The organism is Cytobacillus sp. FSL K6-0265 (assembly GCF_038003465.1).
GTDB classification, from domain to species: Bacteria; Bacillota; Bacilli; order Bacillales; family Cytobacillaceae; genus Cytobacillus; species Cytobacillus stercorigallinarum.
The window spans coordinates 1044131-1063459 of sequence record NZ_JBBOPE010000001.1 but is presented as its reverse complement, the minus strand read 5'-3'; the positions used below and the strand labels follow the sequence as shown (position 1 = coordinate 1063459).

Annotated in this window: 24 protein-coding genes; 7 read left to right on the top strand and 17 right to left on the bottom strand. The window is 36.3% G+C overall.

The window, feature by feature from the left end; genetic code table 11:
• Nucleotides 1-90: 90 nt before the first annotated feature.
• From MHH73_RS05500 to MHH73_RS05485, 4 genes are read left to right on the top strand one after another with little or no spacing between them, the layout of a single operon-like run.
• Nucleotides 91-1305: a 2,3-diketo-5-methylthiopentyl-1-phosphate enolase gene (locus MHH73_RS05500; RefSeq protein WP_341065368.1), complete on the top strand. Its 1215-nt coding sequence runs from the start codon at nt 91-93 to the stop codon at nt 1303-1305.
• A gap of 2 nt (nt 1306-1307) precedes the next feature.
• A complete protein-coding gene (locus tag MHH73_RS05495; protein ID WP_191815601.1) occupies nt 1308-1973 on the top strand; it encodes a 2-hydroxy-3-keto-5-methylthiopentenyl-1-phosphate phosphatase in 666 nt (221 codons plus the stop codon).
• Complete coding sequence (locus MHH73_RS05490; protein WP_191815600.1) at nt 1970-2599, top strand: methylthioribulose 1-phosphate dehydratase; 630 nt, start codon at nt 1970-1972, stop codon at nt 2597-2599. Before MHH73_RS05495 ends, MHH73_RS05490 begins: the two co-directional genes overlap by 4 nt.
• Entirely contained in the window at nt 2586-3119 is a 534-nt protein-coding gene (locus MHH73_RS05485; protein WP_341065363.1) for a 1,2-dihydroxy-3-keto-5-methylthiopentene dioxygenase, read from the top strand. Before MHH73_RS05490 ends, MHH73_RS05485 begins: the two co-directional genes overlap by 14 nt.
• A 37-nt stretch (nt 3120-3156) precedes the next feature.
• On the opposite strand, the gene MHH73_RS05480 is transcribed toward MHH73_RS05485, so the two are convergent.
• The 3 genes from MHH73_RS05480 to MHH73_RS05470 form a co-directional block, all read right to left on the bottom strand.
• Complete coding sequence (locus MHH73_RS05480; RefSeq protein WP_341065360.1) at nt 3157-3696, bottom strand: GNAT family N-acetyltransferase; 540 nt, start codon at nt 3694-3696, stop codon at nt 3157-3159.
• 62 nt (nt 3697-3758) lie between these two features.
• Complete coding sequence (locus tag MHH73_RS05475) at nt 3759-4745, bottom strand: acrylyl-CoA reductase family protein (protein ID WP_445662514.1); 987 nt, start codon at nt 4743-4745, stop codon at nt 3759-3761.
• Nucleotides 4746-5048: 303 nt separating this feature from the next.
• Nucleotides 5049-5888: an SDR family oxidoreductase gene (locus MHH73_RS05470; RefSeq protein WP_341065354.1), complete on the bottom strand. Its 840-nt coding sequence runs from the start codon at nt 5886-5888 to the stop codon at nt 5049-5051.
• A 167-nt stretch (nt 5889-6055) separates the two neighbouring features.
• On the opposite strand from MHH73_RS05470, the gene MHH73_RS05465 reads away from it, so the two are divergent.
• Nucleotides 6056-6985 (top strand): AEC family transporter, encoded by a 930-nt coding sequence (locus tag MHH73_RS05465; protein ID WP_341065351.1) that lies wholly within the window; start codon nt 6056-6058, stop codon nt 6983-6985.
• Nucleotides 6986-7107: 122 nt separating this feature from the next.
• Here MHH73_RS05465 and MHH73_RS05460 read toward each other — a convergent pair whose 3' ends face one another.
• The 7 genes from MHH73_RS05460 to MHH73_RS05430 all read right to left on the bottom strand — a co-directional run bounded on the left by MHH73_RS05460 (nt 7108) and on the right by MHH73_RS05430 (nt 13268).
• Nucleotides 7108-9477 carry a penicillin acylase family protein gene (locus MHH73_RS05460; RefSeq protein WP_341065348.1) on the bottom strand — a complete coding sequence of 790 codons (2370 nt, stop codon included), beginning with the start codon at nt 9475-9477 and terminating at the stop codon, nt 7108-7110.
• 118 nt (nt 9478-9595) lie between these two features.
• The gene (locus MHH73_RS05455) at nt 9596-10135 is read right to left on the bottom strand and encodes a GNAT family N-acetyltransferase (protein WP_341065345.1); all 540 of its coding nucleotides are present in this window, start codon (nt 10133-10135) and stop codon (nt 9596-9598) included.
• Nucleotides 10136-10160: 25 nt separating this feature from the next.
• Entirely contained in the window at nt 10161-11204 is a 1044-nt protein-coding gene (locus MHH73_RS05450) for an ArsR/SmtB family transcription factor (RefSeq protein WP_341069680.1), read from the bottom strand.
• 197 nt (nt 11205-11401) lie between these two features.
• Complete coding sequence (locus tag MHH73_RS05445) at nt 11402-11854, bottom strand: GNAT family N-acetyltransferase (RefSeq protein ID WP_191815064.1); 453 nt, start codon at nt 11852-11854, stop codon at nt 11402-11404.
• Nucleotides 11855-12373, bottom strand: coding sequence for a YfiT family bacillithiol transferase (locus MHH73_RS05440; RefSeq protein ID WP_191815066.1), 519 nt, complete (start codon nt 12371-12373; stop codon nt 11855-11857).
• A 33-nt stretch (nt 12374-12406) separates the two neighbouring features.
• A complete protein-coding gene (locus tag MHH73_RS05435; RefSeq protein ID WP_191815068.1) occupies nt 12407-13066 on the bottom strand; it encodes an HAD family hydrolase in 660 nt (219 codons plus the stop codon).
• 37 nt (nt 13067-13103) lie between these two features.
• On the bottom strand, nt 13104-13268 hold the full coding sequence (locus MHH73_RS05430; RefSeq protein ID WP_191815070.1) for a hypothetical protein: 165 nt from the start codon (nt 13266-13268) through the stop codon (nt 13104-13106).
• Nucleotides 13269-13528: 260 nt separating this feature from the next.
• Here MHH73_RS05430 and MHH73_RS05425 point away from each other — a divergent pair, with 260 nt between their 5' ends.
• Both MHH73_RS05425 and MHH73_RS05420 read left to right on the top strand, forming a co-directional pair.
• Nucleotides 13529-14155 (top strand): metal-dependent hydrolase, encoded by a 627-nt coding sequence (locus tag MHH73_RS05425; RefSeq protein WP_341065338.1) that lies wholly within the window; start codon nt 13529-13531, stop codon nt 14153-14155.
• Between the two features lie 60 nt (nt 14156-14215).
• Nucleotides 14216-14449, top strand: a complete 234-nt coding sequence (locus tag MHH73_RS05420) for a DUF2651 family protein (RefSeq protein WP_191815074.1) — start codon at nt 14216-14218, stop codon at nt 14447-14449.
• A gap of 107 nt (nt 14450-14556) precedes the next feature.
• Here the strand turns inward: MHH73_RS05420 and MHH73_RS05415 are convergent, their stop codons facing one another.
• From MHH73_RS05415 to MHH73_RS05385, 7 genes are all read right to left on the bottom strand, one after another.
• Nucleotides 14557-14949 carry a thiol-disulfide oxidoreductase DCC family protein gene (locus tag MHH73_RS05415; RefSeq protein ID WP_341065332.1) on the bottom strand — a complete coding sequence of 131 codons (393 nt, stop codon included), beginning with the start codon at nt 14947-14949 and terminating at the stop codon, nt 14557-14559.
• 74 nt (nt 14950-15023) lie between these two features.
• Nucleotides 15024-15350, bottom strand: a complete 327-nt coding sequence (locus MHH73_RS05410) for a DnaJ family domain-containing protein (RefSeq protein WP_445662513.1) — start codon at nt 15348-15350, stop codon at nt 15024-15026.
• A gap of 90 nt (nt 15351-15440) precedes the next feature.
• Nucleotides 15441-16004, bottom strand: a complete 564-nt coding sequence (locus MHH73_RS05405) for a DJ-1/PfpI family protein (protein ID WP_341065329.1) — start codon at nt 16002-16004, stop codon at nt 15441-15443.
• A gap of 4 nt (nt 16005-16008) precedes the next feature.
• Complete coding sequence (locus tag MHH73_RS05400) at nt 16009-16641, bottom strand: HAD family hydrolase (RefSeq protein WP_191815083.1); 633 nt, start codon at nt 16639-16641, stop codon at nt 16009-16011.
• Nucleotides 16631-17002, bottom strand: coding sequence for a YunG family protein (locus tag MHH73_RS05395; protein ID WP_191815536.1), 372 nt, complete (start codon nt 17000-17002; stop codon nt 16631-16633). Before MHH73_RS05395 ends, MHH73_RS05400 begins: the two co-directional genes overlap by 11 nt.
• Before the next feature lie 174 nt (nt 17003-17176).
• Entirely contained in the window at nt 17177-18046 is an 870-nt protein-coding gene (locus tag MHH73_RS05390; protein WP_341065324.1) for a R2-like ligand-binding oxidase, read from the bottom strand.
• 484 nt (nt 18047-18530) lie between these two features.
• Nucleotides 18531-19154 carry a DedA family protein gene (locus tag MHH73_RS05385; protein WP_191815087.1) on the bottom strand — a complete coding sequence of 208 codons (624 nt, stop codon included), beginning with the start codon at nt 19152-19154 and terminating at the stop codon, nt 18531-18533.
• Nucleotides 19155-19329: the final 175 nt, after the last annotated feature.

Below are 19329 nucleotides of genomic sequence, written 5' to 3'. Positions count from 1 at the left end.
ATCAACTGCGAACTAACCCTCTTCTTATTAATTAAGAAGAGGGTTTTTTATTGTCAATATCCATTCGAAATCATCAGGGAGGGTTCTCATATGGGAGATGTCATTGCAACTTATCAAGTATACGCAAGACCCGGTTCATTAGAGAAGAAAGCAGAGGATATCGCTTTAGGCTTAACGATAGGATCTTGGACAGCGTTACCATTACTTGAGCAAAAACAATTACTAAAACATAAAGGCAGAGTCACTGCACTACAAGAATTTTATAACGATGAACATCCCAATCGTTTCGGTGAAGTAAGGTGCGAAATGAGTATCGCCTATCCTACATATAATTTCACATTTGATATTCCAGCTATCCTAACAACCGTTTTTGGTAAATTATCTCTAGATGGTGAAGTAAAATTATTAAACCTGGAATTTGATAAGAAAGATCTTTCCCGTTTTTCAGGACCAAAATTCGGTATAAAAAATATAAGATCGAAACTAAATATACAAGATCGCCCATTACTTATGAGTATATTTAAAGGCATCATCGGCAGGGATATTCACTTTTTAAGAGAACAGTTAAGAGACCAGGCCATGGGAGGCGTTGATATTGTAAAAGATGATGAAATTCTTTTTGATGTCAACATCTCTTTAGAAGATAGAATTATCGCAGGTAAAGAAATACTAGATGAAGTCTATGAAAAGACTGGAAAAAGAACACAATATGCAGTCAATTTATCTGGGAGAACAATTGATTTACTAGATAAAGCAAAAAAGGCGACCGAATTAGGGGCGGATGCATTATTATTCAATGTCCACACTTACGGACTAGATATGCTCCAATCATTAGCTGAAAACAGTGAAGTGCAGTTACCTATCATGGCACATCCTGCTTATAGTGGAGCCTATATTTCTTCAAACTTCTATGGTGTCGCTCCTGACTTATTACTCGGTAAACTTACTCGCCTAGCAGGTGCAGATTTTTCTTTATTTCCTTCTCCATATGGTTCTGTTGCCATGGAAAAAGAAAAAACTTTAGCCATCGCTAGACAGTTAACCGAAGAAAATGGCTTGAATCAGGCATTCCCGGTACCTTCAGCAGGCATTCATCCAGGTTTAGTTCCATTGCTTTATCAAGACTTTGGCAATGATTGCATTATTAATGCGGGCGGAGGAGTTCATGGTCATCCTGAAGGAGCAGCTGCGGGCGTGAGAGCATTTAGGCAGGCCATTGATCACGCTATACAACAAAATACTCATCGTGCAACAAAAACGAAAGAATTGGAAGCAGCATTAGCAAAATGGGGAGGTACGTCGTAAAGATGACAAAACCAATGATTTTTTGTGATTTTGATGGAACAATTACTAATAACGATAACATTGTAAAGATTATGGAGCATTTCGGTCCTATTGAAGCAAAACAGATCAAGGAAGATATTTTAGCTCAAAATATTTCTATCCAAGAAGGTGTAAAAAACCTCTTTTCTCTTTTACCAACAAGTAAAAAAGAAGAGATTATCAATTTTGTATTAAATAGCGCTGAAATTCGTGAAGGATTTTCCGCTTTTGTTAGATATACACATGAAAACGATATCCCTCTTTATATTGTCAGTGGTGGGATTGACTTTTTTTTAGAACCAGTACTTGAGCCTTATGGGCCGTTTACGAAAGTATTTTGCAATCATGCAAGCTTTGCTTTAGAAACGATAGATATTCACTATCCACATCAGTGTGACGAATTATGTTCTTCCAAAGGTTGTGGCTGTTGTAAACCAACCATTATTAGACAACACTCATCTCCTGAACACTTTAATATTCTTATTGGTGATTCGATTACAGACTTTGAAGCAGCCAAAATAGCTGATGCCGTCCTTGCTAGAGATTTCTTAATTCAAAAATGTGAAGACACTGGTATTTCTTATACACCTTTTGAAACCTTCCATGATTGTATTGAATACCTCGATGAACTAGTTGGTGCGAAATCATGACAACGTATGAAACAAAGTGGGATACATTAGCTGATATTAAAGATGAATTAGCAGCTAGAGATTGGTTTATGGGTACTAGTGGTAATTTATCCATTCGCGTAGATGAAAACAGCTTTTTAGTCACTTCAAGCGGACTTGATAAAAGAAAGCGAACAGCCAATGATTTTTTATTAGTAGACTTAGAAGGAAGGCCTCTAGAAAGCACGTCAGCTAAACCTTCAGCCGAAACTTTATTACATTGTGAAATCTATAAGAAAACACCTGCAGGCGCAAGTCTACATGTGCATACAGTCGCTAATAATGTTATTTCTGAGCTTTTCTATCAGGAAGGGGCAGTAACCTTTCAGCATCAAGAGTTAATTAAAGCATTTGGATTATGGGGAGAAGATGATATACTCACCATCCCGATCATTCGCAATGATGCGGATATTCCTACATTAGCGGCCCACTTTTCTGCTTACGTCAGTAAAGAGAAAGGGGCAGTCTTAATTCATAACCATGGGATTACTGTTTGGGGAGTCAATGGATTCGAAGCAAAAAAATTATTAGAAGCTTGCGAATTTTTATTTCAATATAAATTATCTCTTATTCAATTAAAAGGAGGCGTTTTACATGGCAATTATTAAATTTAAAAACGAAGAAAAAGTGATTACTGATCAACAAGAGGTAGCTACATTTTTAACTGCACAAGAAGTCATCTATGAAAATTGGAACATCGAACAATTAGAAGTGACATTACACGAAAAATACGACTTGTCTGATGATGAAAAGCAAGCCATACTAGATGCATTTTCAACTGAAATCAAAACCATTTCTGAAAACCGCGGCTACAAAGCTGCAGATGTAATTTCACTTTCAGACAGTACGCCAAATTTGGATGAATTATTAATTAACTTTCAAAGAGAGCATCACCATACAGATGATGAAGTCCGCTTTATCGTAAGTGGGCATGGGGTCTTTATTATCCAAGGAAAAGATGAATCGTTTTTTGAAGTCCATTTAGATCCAGGTGATTTAATTTCTGTACCCGTAAACACACGTCACTATTTCACCTTAGCTGATGATCGAAAAGTTGTTGCTATTCGCCTCTTTGTTACACCAGAAGGTTGGGTACCTGTTTACGAGAAAGAAAAATTGAACGCTTAATATTAGAAAGGCTCCCCTTAATAAGCGGAGCCTCTTCTTATTTCTCTAAATAATAGATAAAAAATTCGCTCCATTCTCCACTATCAAATGAGAATTGAGACTGTTTTTCTTCATAATTAAAACCAATAGATTCTGCTAAATGAATGGAAGCGAGGTTATCACTATCAATATGTAATTCTATTCTTTCAGGTTGTAAATATTGAAAAATAAAAGGAATAATCGTTATTACACTTTCTTTTCCATATCCTTTTCGCCAATATTGATTGTGAATCGCATATCCAAGTAGTACTAACTCCTTGCCATTCCTCTGTGTTCGATACATTTCTATTTTTCCTATATGTGCACCATCATTTTCTCTGAATATACCCAGCTCAAATAATTGCCAATCATCCTCTTGCTTGTTCCATTGCTCGATTTTCTTCTTGAATTTATCTTTGGTATAAGCAGATAAATCATGCGGGCGGCCTTCATCATGACGTGATTGCGATACTAGACGGTTCTTTAATCCCGCTATCCAAGCTTCATAATCTTCATACATATATGAACGAATGACGAGACGATTACTTTTCAACTGCATGTCTTTCGCTCCATTCTTTTCGGAAATTAGGCCGTCTTTTTATCAGTTATTATGAGCGGAGACTATATATGTACAAGCACTCTGCCTCTCGTTTCTCCTTTTAAAAGCAACGGCAAGGCATGCTCCACTTCATTCAATGAAACTTCTTGAAAAATAAACTGATCAAACGGAAGTTTATCACTTTCTTCTGCTAATAGTGCCCAGGCTTCTTCCCTCGTTTCCATTGGACAGAAAACGGAATCAACCCCAAGGAGACTAACACCACGTAAAATAAATGGAAAAACAGTCGTAGGTAGATTCGTTCCAGCTGTTAAACCACTGACCGCTACAGCACCCCCATATTGTATTTGGCTTAACAAGGATGCTAATGGCTCTCCACCGACAGGATCAATCGCTGCTATCCATTTTTGCTTGCTTAATGCGCTTAACTTCCCATCATATACTTCTTCCCTTGTAATCACTGAAGAAGCTCCTAAGTTCACTAAGTAATCACGCTCATTCTTTTTTCCAGTGCTTGCGACAACTTCATACCCACGGTTAGCTAACAAGGCAACAGCAAAACTCCCAACGCCACCTGTAGCCCCTGTAACTAGCACCTTCCCATTATTTGCAGTTAGGTCATTCTGTTCTAATTTTAATATGGAAAGAGCCGCTGTTAATCCAGCTGTACCAATCGTCATTGCTTTTTTTAATGTAAGTCCTTTAGGAAGTGGGAGTACCCATTGTGCAGGTACTTGCGCATATTCACTATAACCTCCGTATCTAGATACTCCAATTTCATAACTCGTAGCGATGACTTCATCTCCTTCTGAAAAATCAGGATGTTGAGATGAAACAACGATGCCTGCTAAGTCAATACCCGGTACCATAGGATATTCCCTAACGATATTTCCATTAGGTATACTAGCTAGACTGTCCTTATAATTTACTCCGGAGTATTTTACTTTAATGAGTACTTCTCCAGCAGGTAGATCCTTTACCTCAAGTTGACGCAATTGGATAGAAAAATCATTATCATTTTTATCTACAACTAATGCTTTAAAACTCATTTCTGCCTCCATCCTTTCTTTTAATCTTCTTATATTGATTTCATTGTCCTTTATTCATTTCTACTACTTCTAAATGCTTTATCAACGTAAATTTGTTCCTCTACTTTTGTTTATGTGCCATCAGGAAATCTACTTTTTCAGACTTGTCTCATCCCCTTTGTCTATTATCTTAATAAACTCTTGTCATTCTTCTACTCTCATTTCCTTTCATTTAAGCATGAAACAATTCGAATAAACTTTTATTCACTTGTTTAATCTTTTCTTTCCATAGAATTATCTTAATTAGCTATTAGATATTATTAGCTAAAGCGTCGTCTGATCTATGCTCCACCTCCAAAAGTGTTCGATTAGTTGGGGATCACTCGCCCTTTTAGAGACAGGGGCTTTTTTCTTGTCAATAAAATACTCACCGGATATCCCTTCTACATCTGCACTCGTTGCTAAATAGATGGCCGTTTCTGCTCCTTGCTCTGCCGTTTTAAAAAAAGGCACCAGCAATTTAACCACTTTGCCACCAAACCCTGTTTCTCTATCCACACCTATGTTTGTGGCAACAGCTCCTGGATGAAGTGCATTCACTGTCACATTTGTATGCGCTACTCTTTCATGTAAACCTTTCATAAATAATAAATTGGCTAGCTTCGATCTTCCATAACCTTTTGCTACATTAAAACTCTTTTTAAAAAACGGATCTGAAAAATCAATTTTCCCCCATTTATGGGCACCAGAAGATACAATGACAATTCTTGCAGCAGCCGAAGCCTTCAAAGCTTCTAATAATTGGTTGGTTAAATGGAAATGACCGAGATGATTTACCCCTAACATCATCTCAAATCCATCAACTGTTTCTTGCCTTTTTATTGTCACTACGCCTGCATTATTGATTAAAAGATCCAAATGATGATATTTACTAGAAAAGGTTGTCACAAAATTATCGATGCTTTTAAGGGAACCGAGATCACAGAGCATTAAATCTACATTTTCTTTTCCTGTAATGTCTTTCACTTTTTGTAGCGCTTCTTCTCCTCTTATTTTACTTCTACAGAGCATGATTACTTTTACATTTTTATTTACAAGGCCAATTGTCGTTTCTAAGCCCATTCCTGAATTCGCTCCTGTTACTATCGCTACTTTAGCATCCACCTGCTACCCACACGTTACTATCGCTACTTTAGCATCCACCTGCTACCCACACCTTTCTTATTGTCGTTAAGTATAAATGGTCCAATGGTATTTTTATAGTTTTCTGCTTTTATGAACTGTAAAAATATAAGAATTTTCAGTATAATTTATACAGAAAGGAGTGTCATATGGAAGTCACCTCTGTTATTCTTGCAATTTCAACAATGGGTATAATCATTGTTTTCGGAGTACTAATCGCCTTAAAGATAGCAATTACAGCAGAAATGAAAAATATATTAATGATGATTATTTTAAATCTTGCTGTGCCCTTTATTATATTAAATGGTGTCTTCAATACTACGATCACCGACGTCATTTTCCAGCAAGTCTTTCTCGTCTTTGGGATTTCCGTCGTATTTAATGCGGGAGCAATTCTCCTTACATTAGTACTTGGCCGACTTCTACGCCTTAATCAGCCTAAACAATTGGCTTTACTCGCAGCTCTAGGTAATACAGGTTTCATCGGCATCCCTCTTAGTGCTACATTATTTGGACCGCTCGGTGGATTATTAGCCGCTGTATTTGATGCAGGGTTAGATGTCGTTCTTTTTTCATTAGGTATCTACTTATTACAAAGCAATCAAAAGTTCCAATTTAAACAATTAAAAGCTTTATTAAACTTACCATTACTAGCCATTAGTTTGGGGTTGTTATATGTAATCAGTGGTTGGGAAGCACCGATTATATTTAAACAATTGGCTTCAATGCTATCTAGCTTAGCTGCGCCATTAGCCATGCTATATATAGGCTTTCTGCTGCCAACTTTCTTTCAAGTTGGACGGCGGTTTTACTTTCAAGGTTTATGGTTTCCTTTATTAATGAAATTGTTGATATTACCACTTTTCGCAATCCTTTGTTTACGTTTTACGTCAATACAAACAGATATAACATTCTTATTAGTTATTTTAACAAGTATGCCCACCTTCATGCTGGCTTCAGTATTATTTTCCCGCTACACACAAGAAGAAAACGAAGCCATTATGGTAACGGTATATAGCACGTTAATTTCTATTTTAACCATACCTTTGATTTCGTGGATAGCGAGCTTTCTTTTGTAATCATTACATACTTAAGCCAGCTAAAAAGTTATTTTAGCTGGCTATTTTTCTTCTCATTTACCTGTCTCTAATCCATACTTATTAATCTACTACTTCTCTCAAACTTAATAATGCATAGTTAATCACTCTTCTGGTGTTAAGATAAAACGCTTCCCTTCAGGCTCCCCTAAAGTAGTTTTATGATAATCTCCCTCTACCCAATCCGCCATTTGATTTTGATACCAGTCGCTCGCTACATGCCCTGATTGACCTGGTCCGACGATATGATAAGCCTGCATTGGGTTGTTCATATCCATAACAAATCGCCATGATGCTCCGTGATTCACCGTCCCATCATTTTTAAATGCAGCTGCCTTAACAGTGACAGCACTGCCTCCTGTTGACATACTACCTTGATAATTAAATAAATAATTTAAAGGAGCTACGCTAGATAGCGGGTGTGTAAAGGAAACTTGGTGATAATCTCCCCATTTCCAATTTGCCATATCGTCGCCTTCATCTTCCTGTATTTGTGAAAGTGTTTCCGTTAACGATGCAACTAATAATTCATTAATGCCCCCTTTATTCTTCACCCATGGCCCTGGGTTACCTGCAAACGCATTACGTAGGAGCTGATCAACCGCCGATCTTTTACCACCAAATAATTCTAACGTTTCTTTTGGAATCTGCTCTTCAAATAATGCTTCTCCTATTTCAACCATCCAGCGATTAAAAATATAAGGAGCAGCAAGATTTTGATGATCTTGATAGTCCCATTTCGATAAGATGTCAAGGGCCGATTGGATGTTCTCATCTTTTTCGTTCGCTAATTGCTTAACCATCAAGGGCACAAATTCTTCTGCCTGAAGGTTCTTTTCATCCATTTGTAGATCCATCATATTTTCTGCAGTTAATTGATTATTTTCACTTAATACTTCTTCAATGCGCATTTGTCTATATGGTTGCGCCCAATTATGACTGATATGATAAGGGTAATCATCCCCTACCACCTTATTATTGGCTGTAGAAATAAATCCTTCTTCTGGATTGACGATAGTTGGTAACTCGTCATAAGGAATCGCACCTTCCCAAGCATACTCATCTGTCCATCCCGGTACAGGTAATAGGCCATTTCCTTTTTTTCTAATAGGAATTTTTCCATTCGCTTTATAGGCAATATTTCCTTCTATATCTGTAAAAACAAAATTTTGTGCTGGTGCTTCAAAAGCTGTTAATGCCTCTTCGAATTCTTTCCAATTTTCAGCGTGATTCATATTTAAAATCGCCTCTAATTCTGTCGTTGGCTCTAAGGCTGTCCACTGTAATGAAAGTGCCGTTTCGCTAGTAGCAGCATCGGCGGCAAACTCTGAAATTATCGGTCCATGCCTCGTTTCTATGACTTCATAATCAATCGTTTCACTATCCTTTACCTTTATGGGCTCAGCTATCACACGAGCCTCTTCCCATTTGTCGTTATAAAGAAATAAGTAAGGATCTTCTGGATTTCTTTTTTCGATATAAAGATCTTGCACATCAGGACCAGTATTAGTTACACCCCATGCGATGTGTTCGTTATGCCCTAAAATAATTCCCGGTACTCCGGCAAATATCACTCCACCAACATTCACTTCATCAGACTGTAAGTGCATTTGATACCATACAGAAGGAGTCGCCAACCCTAAATGAGGATCATCTGCTAAAAGGCTTTTGCCAGTTGCTGTTTTATCCCCGCTTACCACCCAATTATTACTCCCATTGAATTCATGTGGGATAATAGCTTGAGCAAAAGCCGTTGAAAAATCTAATTGTTCTTTACTAATAACAGTTGGTGCCTCTTCTGGGTAGGTCGGAAATAAATCATACGCTTTTTCTTCAGGAAATGTTTGCAACAGATACTGTCTAAAAGCTTGATCTTTCCAATGCCCACCCAAATCAAAGGCCATATACTTACCAATTGTTAATGAGTCAACTGGCTTCCATGCTTCAGGTTTATAGCCAAGTAACGTAAATTCTATTGGCCACTTTCCAGTGGAATGTAACTCCTCTATATAGGCGTTTACTCCGTCTGCAAATGCATTTAATACCCGCATCCCCTCATCTGAATATTCAGCTACTGATTCTTCCGCTGCTCTTCTTAAGCCCAATGTACGGAAATACTTATCTGTATCTACCGTCGATTCACCGATTACTTCACTTAATCTCCCAGATGCCTGCCGCCTACTTAGATCCATTTGAAATAGACGGTCTTGCGCCTGTACATATCCTTGGGAATAATAAAGGTCATACTCATTCGTTGCCTTTATATGAGGAACACCCATCTCATCTCGGACCACCTCAACCGTTTGTTGTAACCCTTTCAGTTGAATATCACCATCAACCTGAGGTAACGGTCGATTCAAGAAATAATAAGCGCCAATGATGCCAAGGAGAAAAAGCCCGAAAAGACTCCCTCCCATCCATAGTAGCAAGCGCTTCCATCTTACTTTTTTCTTTGCCTCTGTTTGAATTTCCATCTCTTATCTTCCACCCACTTTCTATCTTTAATTAGATTCTAGAAGTAAATCTTTTTTCCTACTCTATTCAAATAGAAAAGAACAAATTCTTAAATAGAATTTGTTCTTGCATCCATAATCACTTATATTCTCTTTTCAACAAACCATAAATAACTGTGTCAACATAATAATCATAAAGCCATTCTCCATCTCTAATCGTTCCTTCATATACAAAACCAAGCTTTTCAGGTATACGTCGACTTTTACTGTTTTTAACAGCAGCATGAATTTCTACTTTATTTAAATTTAGCTGAGTAAAACCGTAGGAAATCATCGCTTGCACAGCTTTTGTCATCACACCTTTACCTTCTGCATGCTGTGAAAGCCAATAACCAATTGTACCTATCCGATTGGCATGGTTCAACTTATTATAGCCAATGATGCCAATTAACTTTCCTTTTTCCCTTATACCAACAGTTAGACCAGTATTTTGATCCATTTGTTCAACTGTATGGTCAATAAATGCTTTTGAATCTTTAACAGATTTTGTTCCATCTACCCATGGAAGCCATTCGCGTAAGTATATACGATTCTCATTAATAAGGGCAAATAGTTCATCCGCCTCTTCTACCTTAAAACCCTTCAGCTCTAACTCATTATTAATCTTCAACCTTATCATTGTCTTTCCTCACCCGGTTTCAACATTATTGTGAAAGATAGATGCCCATTTCCTCATTCATCCAATGGAGTGCTTGTTGTTTTAATTTATATTTAGATGTTTCAGTATCGACAAGTTTTGCTGTTTTTAAAATTTTTAAATGGTGGTGAGCTGTTGTTTTTCCAAGTGCTAATCGCTCCGTTATTTCTTGTAAACTACATTCTCCCTCAGAAAGTAACTTCACCATTCTCATTCTTGTTTCATCGCCTAGTGCCTTGTATTTAAGAACTAATGATGGATTAACTGCATAGGGCTTCGTATCTCTTATACTCTCATCCGATACTGAGTAATAGAATACTTTTGTTTCTTCTATATCAGCTTCAATATTCCATGGCCTGTATGTATATTGTGGAATGAGCATCACATACTTTACACTTGGTTCGGGATGATAAATGATGCCTCCTGTCGCCCATTCAACTAATTCTTCAGCTGTCATCTTTTTATACATAGATTCTTTTTGTTTTTTATCTTTATTGAGAATGTTTTGTAGCTGCTTCTCTTCAGGTTTGATAATTGCTTCATACCAGCCTGTCATTACTGTAACCAAATGTTTTTTCAAAAACTCTGCATCTGAAGAGCTAATATATTCAACATATTTCGGAAAGAAAGAATTGTTTTCCGTTACTCCCTGCATATCTTTTATCGCTGTTTTATCCGTGGTTGAAGCATCACATCTTAATTGTTGGAAATCCGATCCAATATACGGTAAGCATATAAAACGTAATGTCCTTTCTGATAAACGATTGATATAATCAACAAACATATGTAAACTATCAAATTCCTTTTGATGTAATAATTGTAGCAATGCCTTCCATGTGTTGTTCTTTTGAACGATTTCTAATTCTTTTAGGAGCTCGTTTGATAATTTTTTTTTAATATCATTCCATTCTTCTATCGGCTTTTCCAAATGTGATATTAAACGCGTATTTGTTACGGCTGCGATTCCGAGGGCACACTCCCATAATAACGATGACTCTATCTTCACTTCATATGTTTCTCTTGCACGAATGGTATGTCTAATCAGTTCCATTTTCATGTGACACCCCTTAGCTATTTCTATAATTAAACATTTTATCGATTCCATCTTTATAATTCAATAATTTTAGAATATTGTTTTAATAATAATGGAAATTTACCATGCTAATAGAACTAGTTAATGTATAGAAAAGCATCCTAACATGTAAATAGTAACCTTTTTAAGACCCATTACATCTTTCTAAAGAACGATTAATAAGGTACTTTCCTTACCCTTTGCAATAACAGTTCAGGTGATTCAACTGTTTCAAAACCGAACCTTTCGTATAATGAATGTGCATCCTTTGTTGCCAACATAAATTTACGAATATCATGTAAATCTGGATGCCAAATGATTGTTTCGACCAACCATTTCGATAGGCCTTTTCCTCTGTATTGAGGTAAAATAAAGACATCACAAAGATAAGCAAATGTGGATAAATCTGTGACCACTCTAGCAAACCCTACTTGCTCAAAATCACCATCGAACCTTCCTCTATACAGCCCAAAAACTAGCCTACTTTCATCGATCGATTTCATCACGACTTCTCTAGGAATATTGATTGACCAATACGCTTCATTATGTAAAAACTGATAAATTAACTCTCTATCTAAATATGATTGATTAATAGAAATAATAAATTCTCCCCATTTTTTATCCCTCATTCATTTCTCACCTTTATGCTTAGCCGTAATATGAGCGAGGTGATGACGGCCATGCCATGCATACATTCCAGTTGCCTTCCCAATGGAAAGTTGACCCGATTCAGGATGAACAAACGTCCGCTGCCACTCATGAATAGACAAACTTTTTAGCACAACAGTCCAACGCAAATGAACAGTTTCTATCATACTTAAAGACACTTCAATTGGTAAATGATAGTCTTGCAAGCGTGCCCATTGATCTTGTTGATAATCTTTAATCATCGGATTTTCTTCTGTTAACGCTAACTTCACCCTTAAATAGGCATTTAAATGGCTATCTGCTAAATGGTGAATGAGCTGACGCACCGTCCATCCCCCTTTTCTATAGGGTATGTTTAGTTCATCTTCAGTAAACTCTTCTACAACTTTTCGGAGCAGGCGTGGAAATTTCTCTATTTCTATTATCCAAGTTTTTATCTTGTTTTCATTAATTTCCTCTTCACATACAGAAAATTCGCCAATTGGATATTGAATACTCATGCTTCTTTGTCCCCTCTTCGAATATTTATTTGGTTAACTCTCGTGTAAAGCACCCAATTTTAAAAAATCCAAAAATTCATCCACCGTTAAAAAAGCTGAATCTGGTATCACCTCAAATTCAGTTGTCTTTCCATCAGGTAACCAATGAACACCCGCTGTATAAATATTCGCCTTTAACCCTGCTTCGATATCACAATTGCTATCCCCCAAAAAAATAACCTCCGATGACGGTACTTCTAGCATTGATAAGGCAAGATTTATACCTTCTGGATCAGGTTCTGCTTGCAGTACATCATCTCCCGTAACTATACAGTCAAAAATGGATGTCATTTGCAGACATTCTAACGAAATCTGCAAACTTCTTCTCCCTTTCCCTGTAACAATTGCTAACTTAATTGCTTCCTCTTTCAAATAAGACAGTAAATGGTCAATCTCTCTATTATTCTCTACTAATCTTGAATGATTGTTCTTATAAACTTTATAATAATATTCTATTGCTTCAAATTTCTGATTGCTTAATAAATGCTCCTCTATAATCTTACTTTCTGGATTTCCTAACCACTCTTTCGCTTCTTTCACAGCCAATTCTCGCTGATCAAATGTACGGAAAACTTCTTGCAATGAATAGATGCACAATGGCAATGTATTAGCTAATGTCCCGTCAAAATCAAATAAAACCGCTTGTATCGTCATCACCCTCTTAGTAGGAATATAAATCCATAGTTCCTCGTCATATATGTTTCCTTTTTGCCTTCTTAAAGATTAATAATGAGAAAATCAAACCGATGATGAATCCACCCAACGCCACTAATAAGGAGATGCTTAATGAATCATTCATAAAATAAGAAGCCCAGAAAGCTAATACTGCCAGTGCAAATGGATGTATCCAGTTCATTGTCATTCTCCTCTCTTTTTGTATCTTAATCATAAAAACTATTTTTTAATTGCCCTTATTTCAATGTATTTACCCATAAAAGGGGTCGTACCTAACCTTCTTTATGGCAATATAGTTTAAAAAGAGAGATTGATTCCCATTAATCAAAGTATTTAACATAAATTCTTGTTCATTTGACAATTTTCCTGCAAAAAGGATAAACAGAACAGATGTTTTATTGTAGAATAGAAAAAGACAACTTAGAAAAAGGTGGAATGAAAGTGAATGGTACCGCTCATGCGAGTATTGGTGCTGTTGCAGGTTTTGTGACCGCAAATACGCTTCAAGCAACGCCATCGGCCACATTAGCGCTTATTGGTATTGGAACAATTTCTGCACTTTTACCAGATTTAGATATCGACGGTAAACTGAGAAATAGAATCACCCTTTCTCACAAATTTATTAAAGCAACTGCACAAATCATTGGATTGTTAATTATTTTTTATAGTTTTTATGAAGCTACAGCCGCAGATCAATGGATAAGCATGGGCATTGGACTGGCGATGTTTCTTTTATCTTCCTACATAAAGCAGAGACATATGCTTATCATTACGGGTGTAGGAGTCATTGTGTGCGGAATATTATTACAAGAAATTTGGCTTATGCTCATGGGCTGCTATATTCTTATAGCATCATTCGTCCCGCATAGAAGTTATACTCATTCTATTTTAGGTGTAATATTCTTTCACTTTATTGCTGATTTTTTTCAATTAGCGATAGGCATAAATGGCGCTTATATTGCTTGTATGACGGGATATATCAGTCATCTTGCGCTTGACTCCAAACTCCTTCCTTTTAATCGTAGAGGCATTAAGTTATTCCTTCCTATCTCTCAAAAAGAATTTTAAAGAACCGAAAATGGTTCTTTTTTTATTTTTCGGGTATAGAGATAATGGAGGCGATTTAAAATGACACTCGTATTAACAATACTTATCTATCCAACTATTGTAATAGCCGCATCTATTCTTGTGGCTTGGAAAAAGCGGAATATGTATCTTGTTCCTTTATTAACAGCAATTATCTTTACTATACTCTCCTTTACGATCTATAATGAAACCTTTATGATTTGGACAGTATTGTACACAATTCTTGCGATATTAACTTCCTTTACAACAAAGTATTTTAATAAACCAACTGCTTAAAAAAAACAGAAGATCATCTTCTGTTTTTTTGTTCGATTGAGCGTGTTTTTTAACAATTAAACCACATTATATGTTAATAATATTGATTTGATTACCAATTAATTAGATTAATCAAGAAACCTTTTTCGAATTTCCGGTGAGGGTAAACGGCAACTTTCTTTTTTACCGAACCACTTATATCTCCGTTTAGCAATAAATTGATACACCTTATCTCTCATCGGTTTTGGAATGATACGAAAGACAGCGAATAGTTTCCACATTCCCCTTAATTGTTGCAATACTTTAATAGTTGCAGTTGATTGATCATAGGCACGATCGTTTTCTATATATATAAAACTATCAGTTGCCGGATCAATTTCGTGTTTTCTTAAAAGTGATTGCCCGTTTTCACCTTGTAAGGAGGCAAAATAAAACTCACCCTGATGATCCCTTTTCAATATAAATTGCACACTTTGATCGCAAAAATTGCATTCGCCATCGAATAATATAATTTTACTCAAAATGATCGCCTCCTTTTTGCAAGTATAACAGGCTGACTATCAAACGAATAAGAATCTGTTCGAGTGGACTCTTTTCACCATAATGTTTTTGCTTTTTCTAGCCCCTCAAGACTAATCGGGTAGCGCTGCATTTGTGGTGGACAAATCGAATTGTATTCTTTAATTTTTTCATTAATCGTGGCAATATCTTGTTTACTTTGTGCTTGATGTACAAGCGCTGCAATTTCCTTTTGAAGTTTTAACCATGGAGGTAAGTAACCCGCATCTTTGGCGATTTTTTGGAAGTTTTGAAAAATATCTCTCTGTAGATAGCCTTTAGGAAGTGGTTTACCTTGTCCTGGCAGCGGCGTAGTTTTTTTACTTTTTAACATATCACCAATTAAATCATTACGTTCATCCAAAAATAACACACCCCTTGTGTTTTTCTTTCAATACAAGTGAATAAGTGAATATTTTCTTTTATACAATGATGACTAGATTCTTCTGATGTACTATGTTACCATACAAAACTGGCGCCATTTTTCCCACTCTTGGTCAGTGAGATCCACACCAGTTAGTTTAAGGGCGGCAATAGCAAAAGCGGCAAATGCTGTTCCTTTAGCCGTAATTATGCGATTATTTACTTCAATTGGTTGTCCTGTATAATCGCTTGATTCGAAGAGCGATTGATACTTATTATAAGTATGTGGTAAACAAGTGAAACGCTCACCAGACAATATACCTGCTTTTCCTAGCATTAAGGCTGATGCACAAATGGATGCAATTGGAATACGTGATTGGAATGCTGATTGAATTTGCTGAATTAACCATTTATTATTCAGTAGCTCGTTATCAATTCCATCACCACCGGGGATTAAAATAAGTTGGTAATCTTTTATATTCAGATTTTCTAATGAAACGTCAATTGTCGTTTTTAAGCCACCAATACTTGTTACTGGCAAGCCATCAACCGATGCAGTAACAATCTCCATTTTTGCGACTTTTCGAAGTAAAAATAAACTATGACTAATTTCAAAATCAGCGTATGCGTGGAATAAGATGACCAATGATTTCATGAAGCTATCCCCTCTCTAGCCTCATATGTAGTAGGTCTTGAAATTGTTCAATTATTTGATCTTTGTCTATCACTTCTCCAAAACCATAACTCGCATACACAAAAGGAATCCCGGCATATTTTGCAGCTTCTCTATCTCCATCTGTATCGCCAATATAAATGGAAGACTGTAGGTTGTTTCTCTTCATAATGAGTTGTATATTCTCCCCTTTAGATAAACCAGTTCTTCCTGGGTTTTCAAAGTCCTGAAAATATTTTCCCAATCCATGTGCTTCGTAGAACGCTTCAATATAACCTTCTTGGCAATTACTTACGATGAACAATTGATAGGTCTTAGCCAACTCTGACAATGTTTCCTCTACTTGCGGGTATAATGTCCCACCATAGTTCCGGATATGTTCCAGTTCCTCTTTGCTTAGTGCTTCCAATAATGATTCTCTTTTCTCCTTAGTTAAATAAGGGAACAGTTTTTCCATAATTTCATGCATTCTTAACCCCATTGTTGCTTTTAAATCTGCTACTGTTAATTCTTTTTGCACTTCTGCATCTTTTCGAATAACGATATTCCATGAATCAGCAACGGTTTTTCTAGAATCCCATAATGTACCATCTAAATCAAAAATAAGGCTATCTACCATAATTCCTTCCTACCTCTCCAAGTAGCGATATTAGTCGATTATTCATTTCCTTTGTTAAATAACGATACTGATTAAGATTCGTATCCTCAAATGCTTCCTCTCTGTTGGAAACAACAGGCTTATAATCAATTACCATATCGAATTGACTAGCTGTAAAATCTAGATAGGCGTCTTGAATTTTATTATAGAAATGCCACCCCTCGCCCATAAATGTTTTCACAATTTCTCCACCTAAATATGCTTGAACGACTAATGCGGTAACACCACATTGTCCTGCAGCAGGATTCTCCACCGTCCATTTCGTGCTCGTTTCAATACACCATGACTCTACTAGTGCTAATCCTAAGTAAGATATATCCATAATGACCTCACGATATTGATTCATTCTTTATTTTAACACTGCTCAACCATCGATTTCCATTCATATCCAACCTCTATTTATAGAAGGCAAGCTATAAAAGAAATGGAAAAGAGTATTTACTTTTTCTCGAAATAAAAAGCCATTCTTGATGAACGGCTTAAAAGATCAAACAATCTACTCTACAACAGGCTCCATTTTATAAATTTCTTCTAAACTTTTACCTTTCGCTCTACGTAAAACCTCTATTCTCGCATGTAACTGCTTCATCATAAAAGCTCGGCTATCTGCCAATTTTACCCCAAATGGGTTAACTTCTTCCGGCATTTGATTAATTGCCTCGGCAATTGGCATGAGTTGATGGAGTTTATTCATAATATAATCAAACATAGCTTCATCTTCCGTAATAAGACGTTGTAGCAAAAAAGTCCCGAAGCCAATATGTCTCGACTCATCTCTTTTAATATAAGAAATCCCTTCAAGTAAGCCTGGTAATTTTTTTAAGTCTTGTAGGTTCTCATAGAAATTCCAATACCCCGTTTCCGCCAATATCCCTTCAGCAAACATATTGTATACAACTGCCGCATCCGCTATTGTCTGTGGTGTTTGATCTACCAATAGCTTCTCCATCGTTTGCGGAAGGATATTATCAAACACATTTAAATATGCTTCAGAATGATAACTATTTAGATCTCTTTCTATACCTACTTCTTTTAAAAACAAATGAAAGAAATCTGTATGTTTCGCTTCCTCGAAAAGGAAGGTCGTTAAATACATTTCTTCTTCAAATTGACCTTGCTTTGATATCGCATAAATCAGTGGCAGAATATCTTTTGTTACAGCCTCTTCAGCGCTATAGAACAAGGCAACTAGTCTGAGGATCGAATCCTGCTGTTCTTTTGATAAAGTATGCCAATCCTTCTTGTCTTGACTAAAGTCGATGTCACGAGGGTCCCACACGCCAAATTTCTTTGCCTTTTCGTACAATTTAAACGGGAGAGATTCACGATTAATGCCATGCTTACTTTTCGATACATAACTCCTCATTTATACGCCTCCTTAGAAATGATTGTCTCTTTTCTAATAAGTAATATTATACTATTTACAATTATCTCCTTTGATAACAAGACATTTTTTGAAAAATAGGAGATATAGAGGAGAGAATAGCTATGAAAATCGAATCATGAGTAGTCGAAGATTGGGGAAATCGCCAAGCATGAAGATGGATGGAGAGATGTGATTCTTTTAGCAAGAAGGAAACAAGCTAACTGAATTTCCATAATTCTTATGTGAAACCTAGTTCCTTGAAAAACGTCAAGCAATCGATGAACATTATGATTATTTGAGAATGTACACTTCTCTCGCCTACTGACTTGTGCACGTATGACTAGATAAATACCCTTATGTGGCTACCAATCTGATTGATAACATTCTGCCAATTACTGATCACATGCTAATTCAAAAATTTTTTCTATTAAAATAAAAAGCAATGCCCTCACTTCACAAGCAGTGATTACATTACTTTTCATTTTTATTTTTTCCCTAAGAAATCTGAAAGTGATTCAGCTTTTTTATTTTTCCTTCTCTTAATAAGTAAATAAATGACAAATAAAATAACGAGTACGATACCAATTGGCACAAGATATTGATTAAGTATTGGTTTTACATCTGACCAATTTGCGCCTAATTGTACGCCTAAGTAAACATAAAAGAATGTAATCGGGGTCATCGCTAATAATGTGTATAGTGAAAAAATCCAAGGATTCATTTTTGCCATCCCACAAGGAACAGAAATCACTGTTCTCACCCCTGGTAGAAAACGAGCAGAAAAGGCCACAAATGCCCCGTGTTTAGCGAAAAACGCATCCGCCTTCTCTAAATTCTCTGGAGACATAAAAAAATACTTGCCGTACTTTTCTAATATAGGTCTACCCCCGTAACGACCAACTGCATATAAAGTAAGCGGGCCAACAACACCACCTAAAGACCCGGCAATGACGACACCCCAGAACAACATGTCTCCTTCAGACACCCAAAAACCAGCCAATGGCAAAACAACCTCAGCCGGAATAAATTCGATACAAAGAGCAAGAAAAATACCTATATATGATAAATCTTTAAACCAATTTACAAGATCTAATATCAATTGTTCCATCCTAAACCTACCTTTTATTTAAACTGTTTATCCTGCTGTTAACAACCTTCTATTCTTTTCATCAATACCATATTATAAGAAAAAAGAAGGAAAGGGAAGTAAGAACCCTATTCCTTAATTAGAAATAAAGAAATGATAGGTTTTCCTTGTAAGAAAAAACAGAGCTCTTAATGGC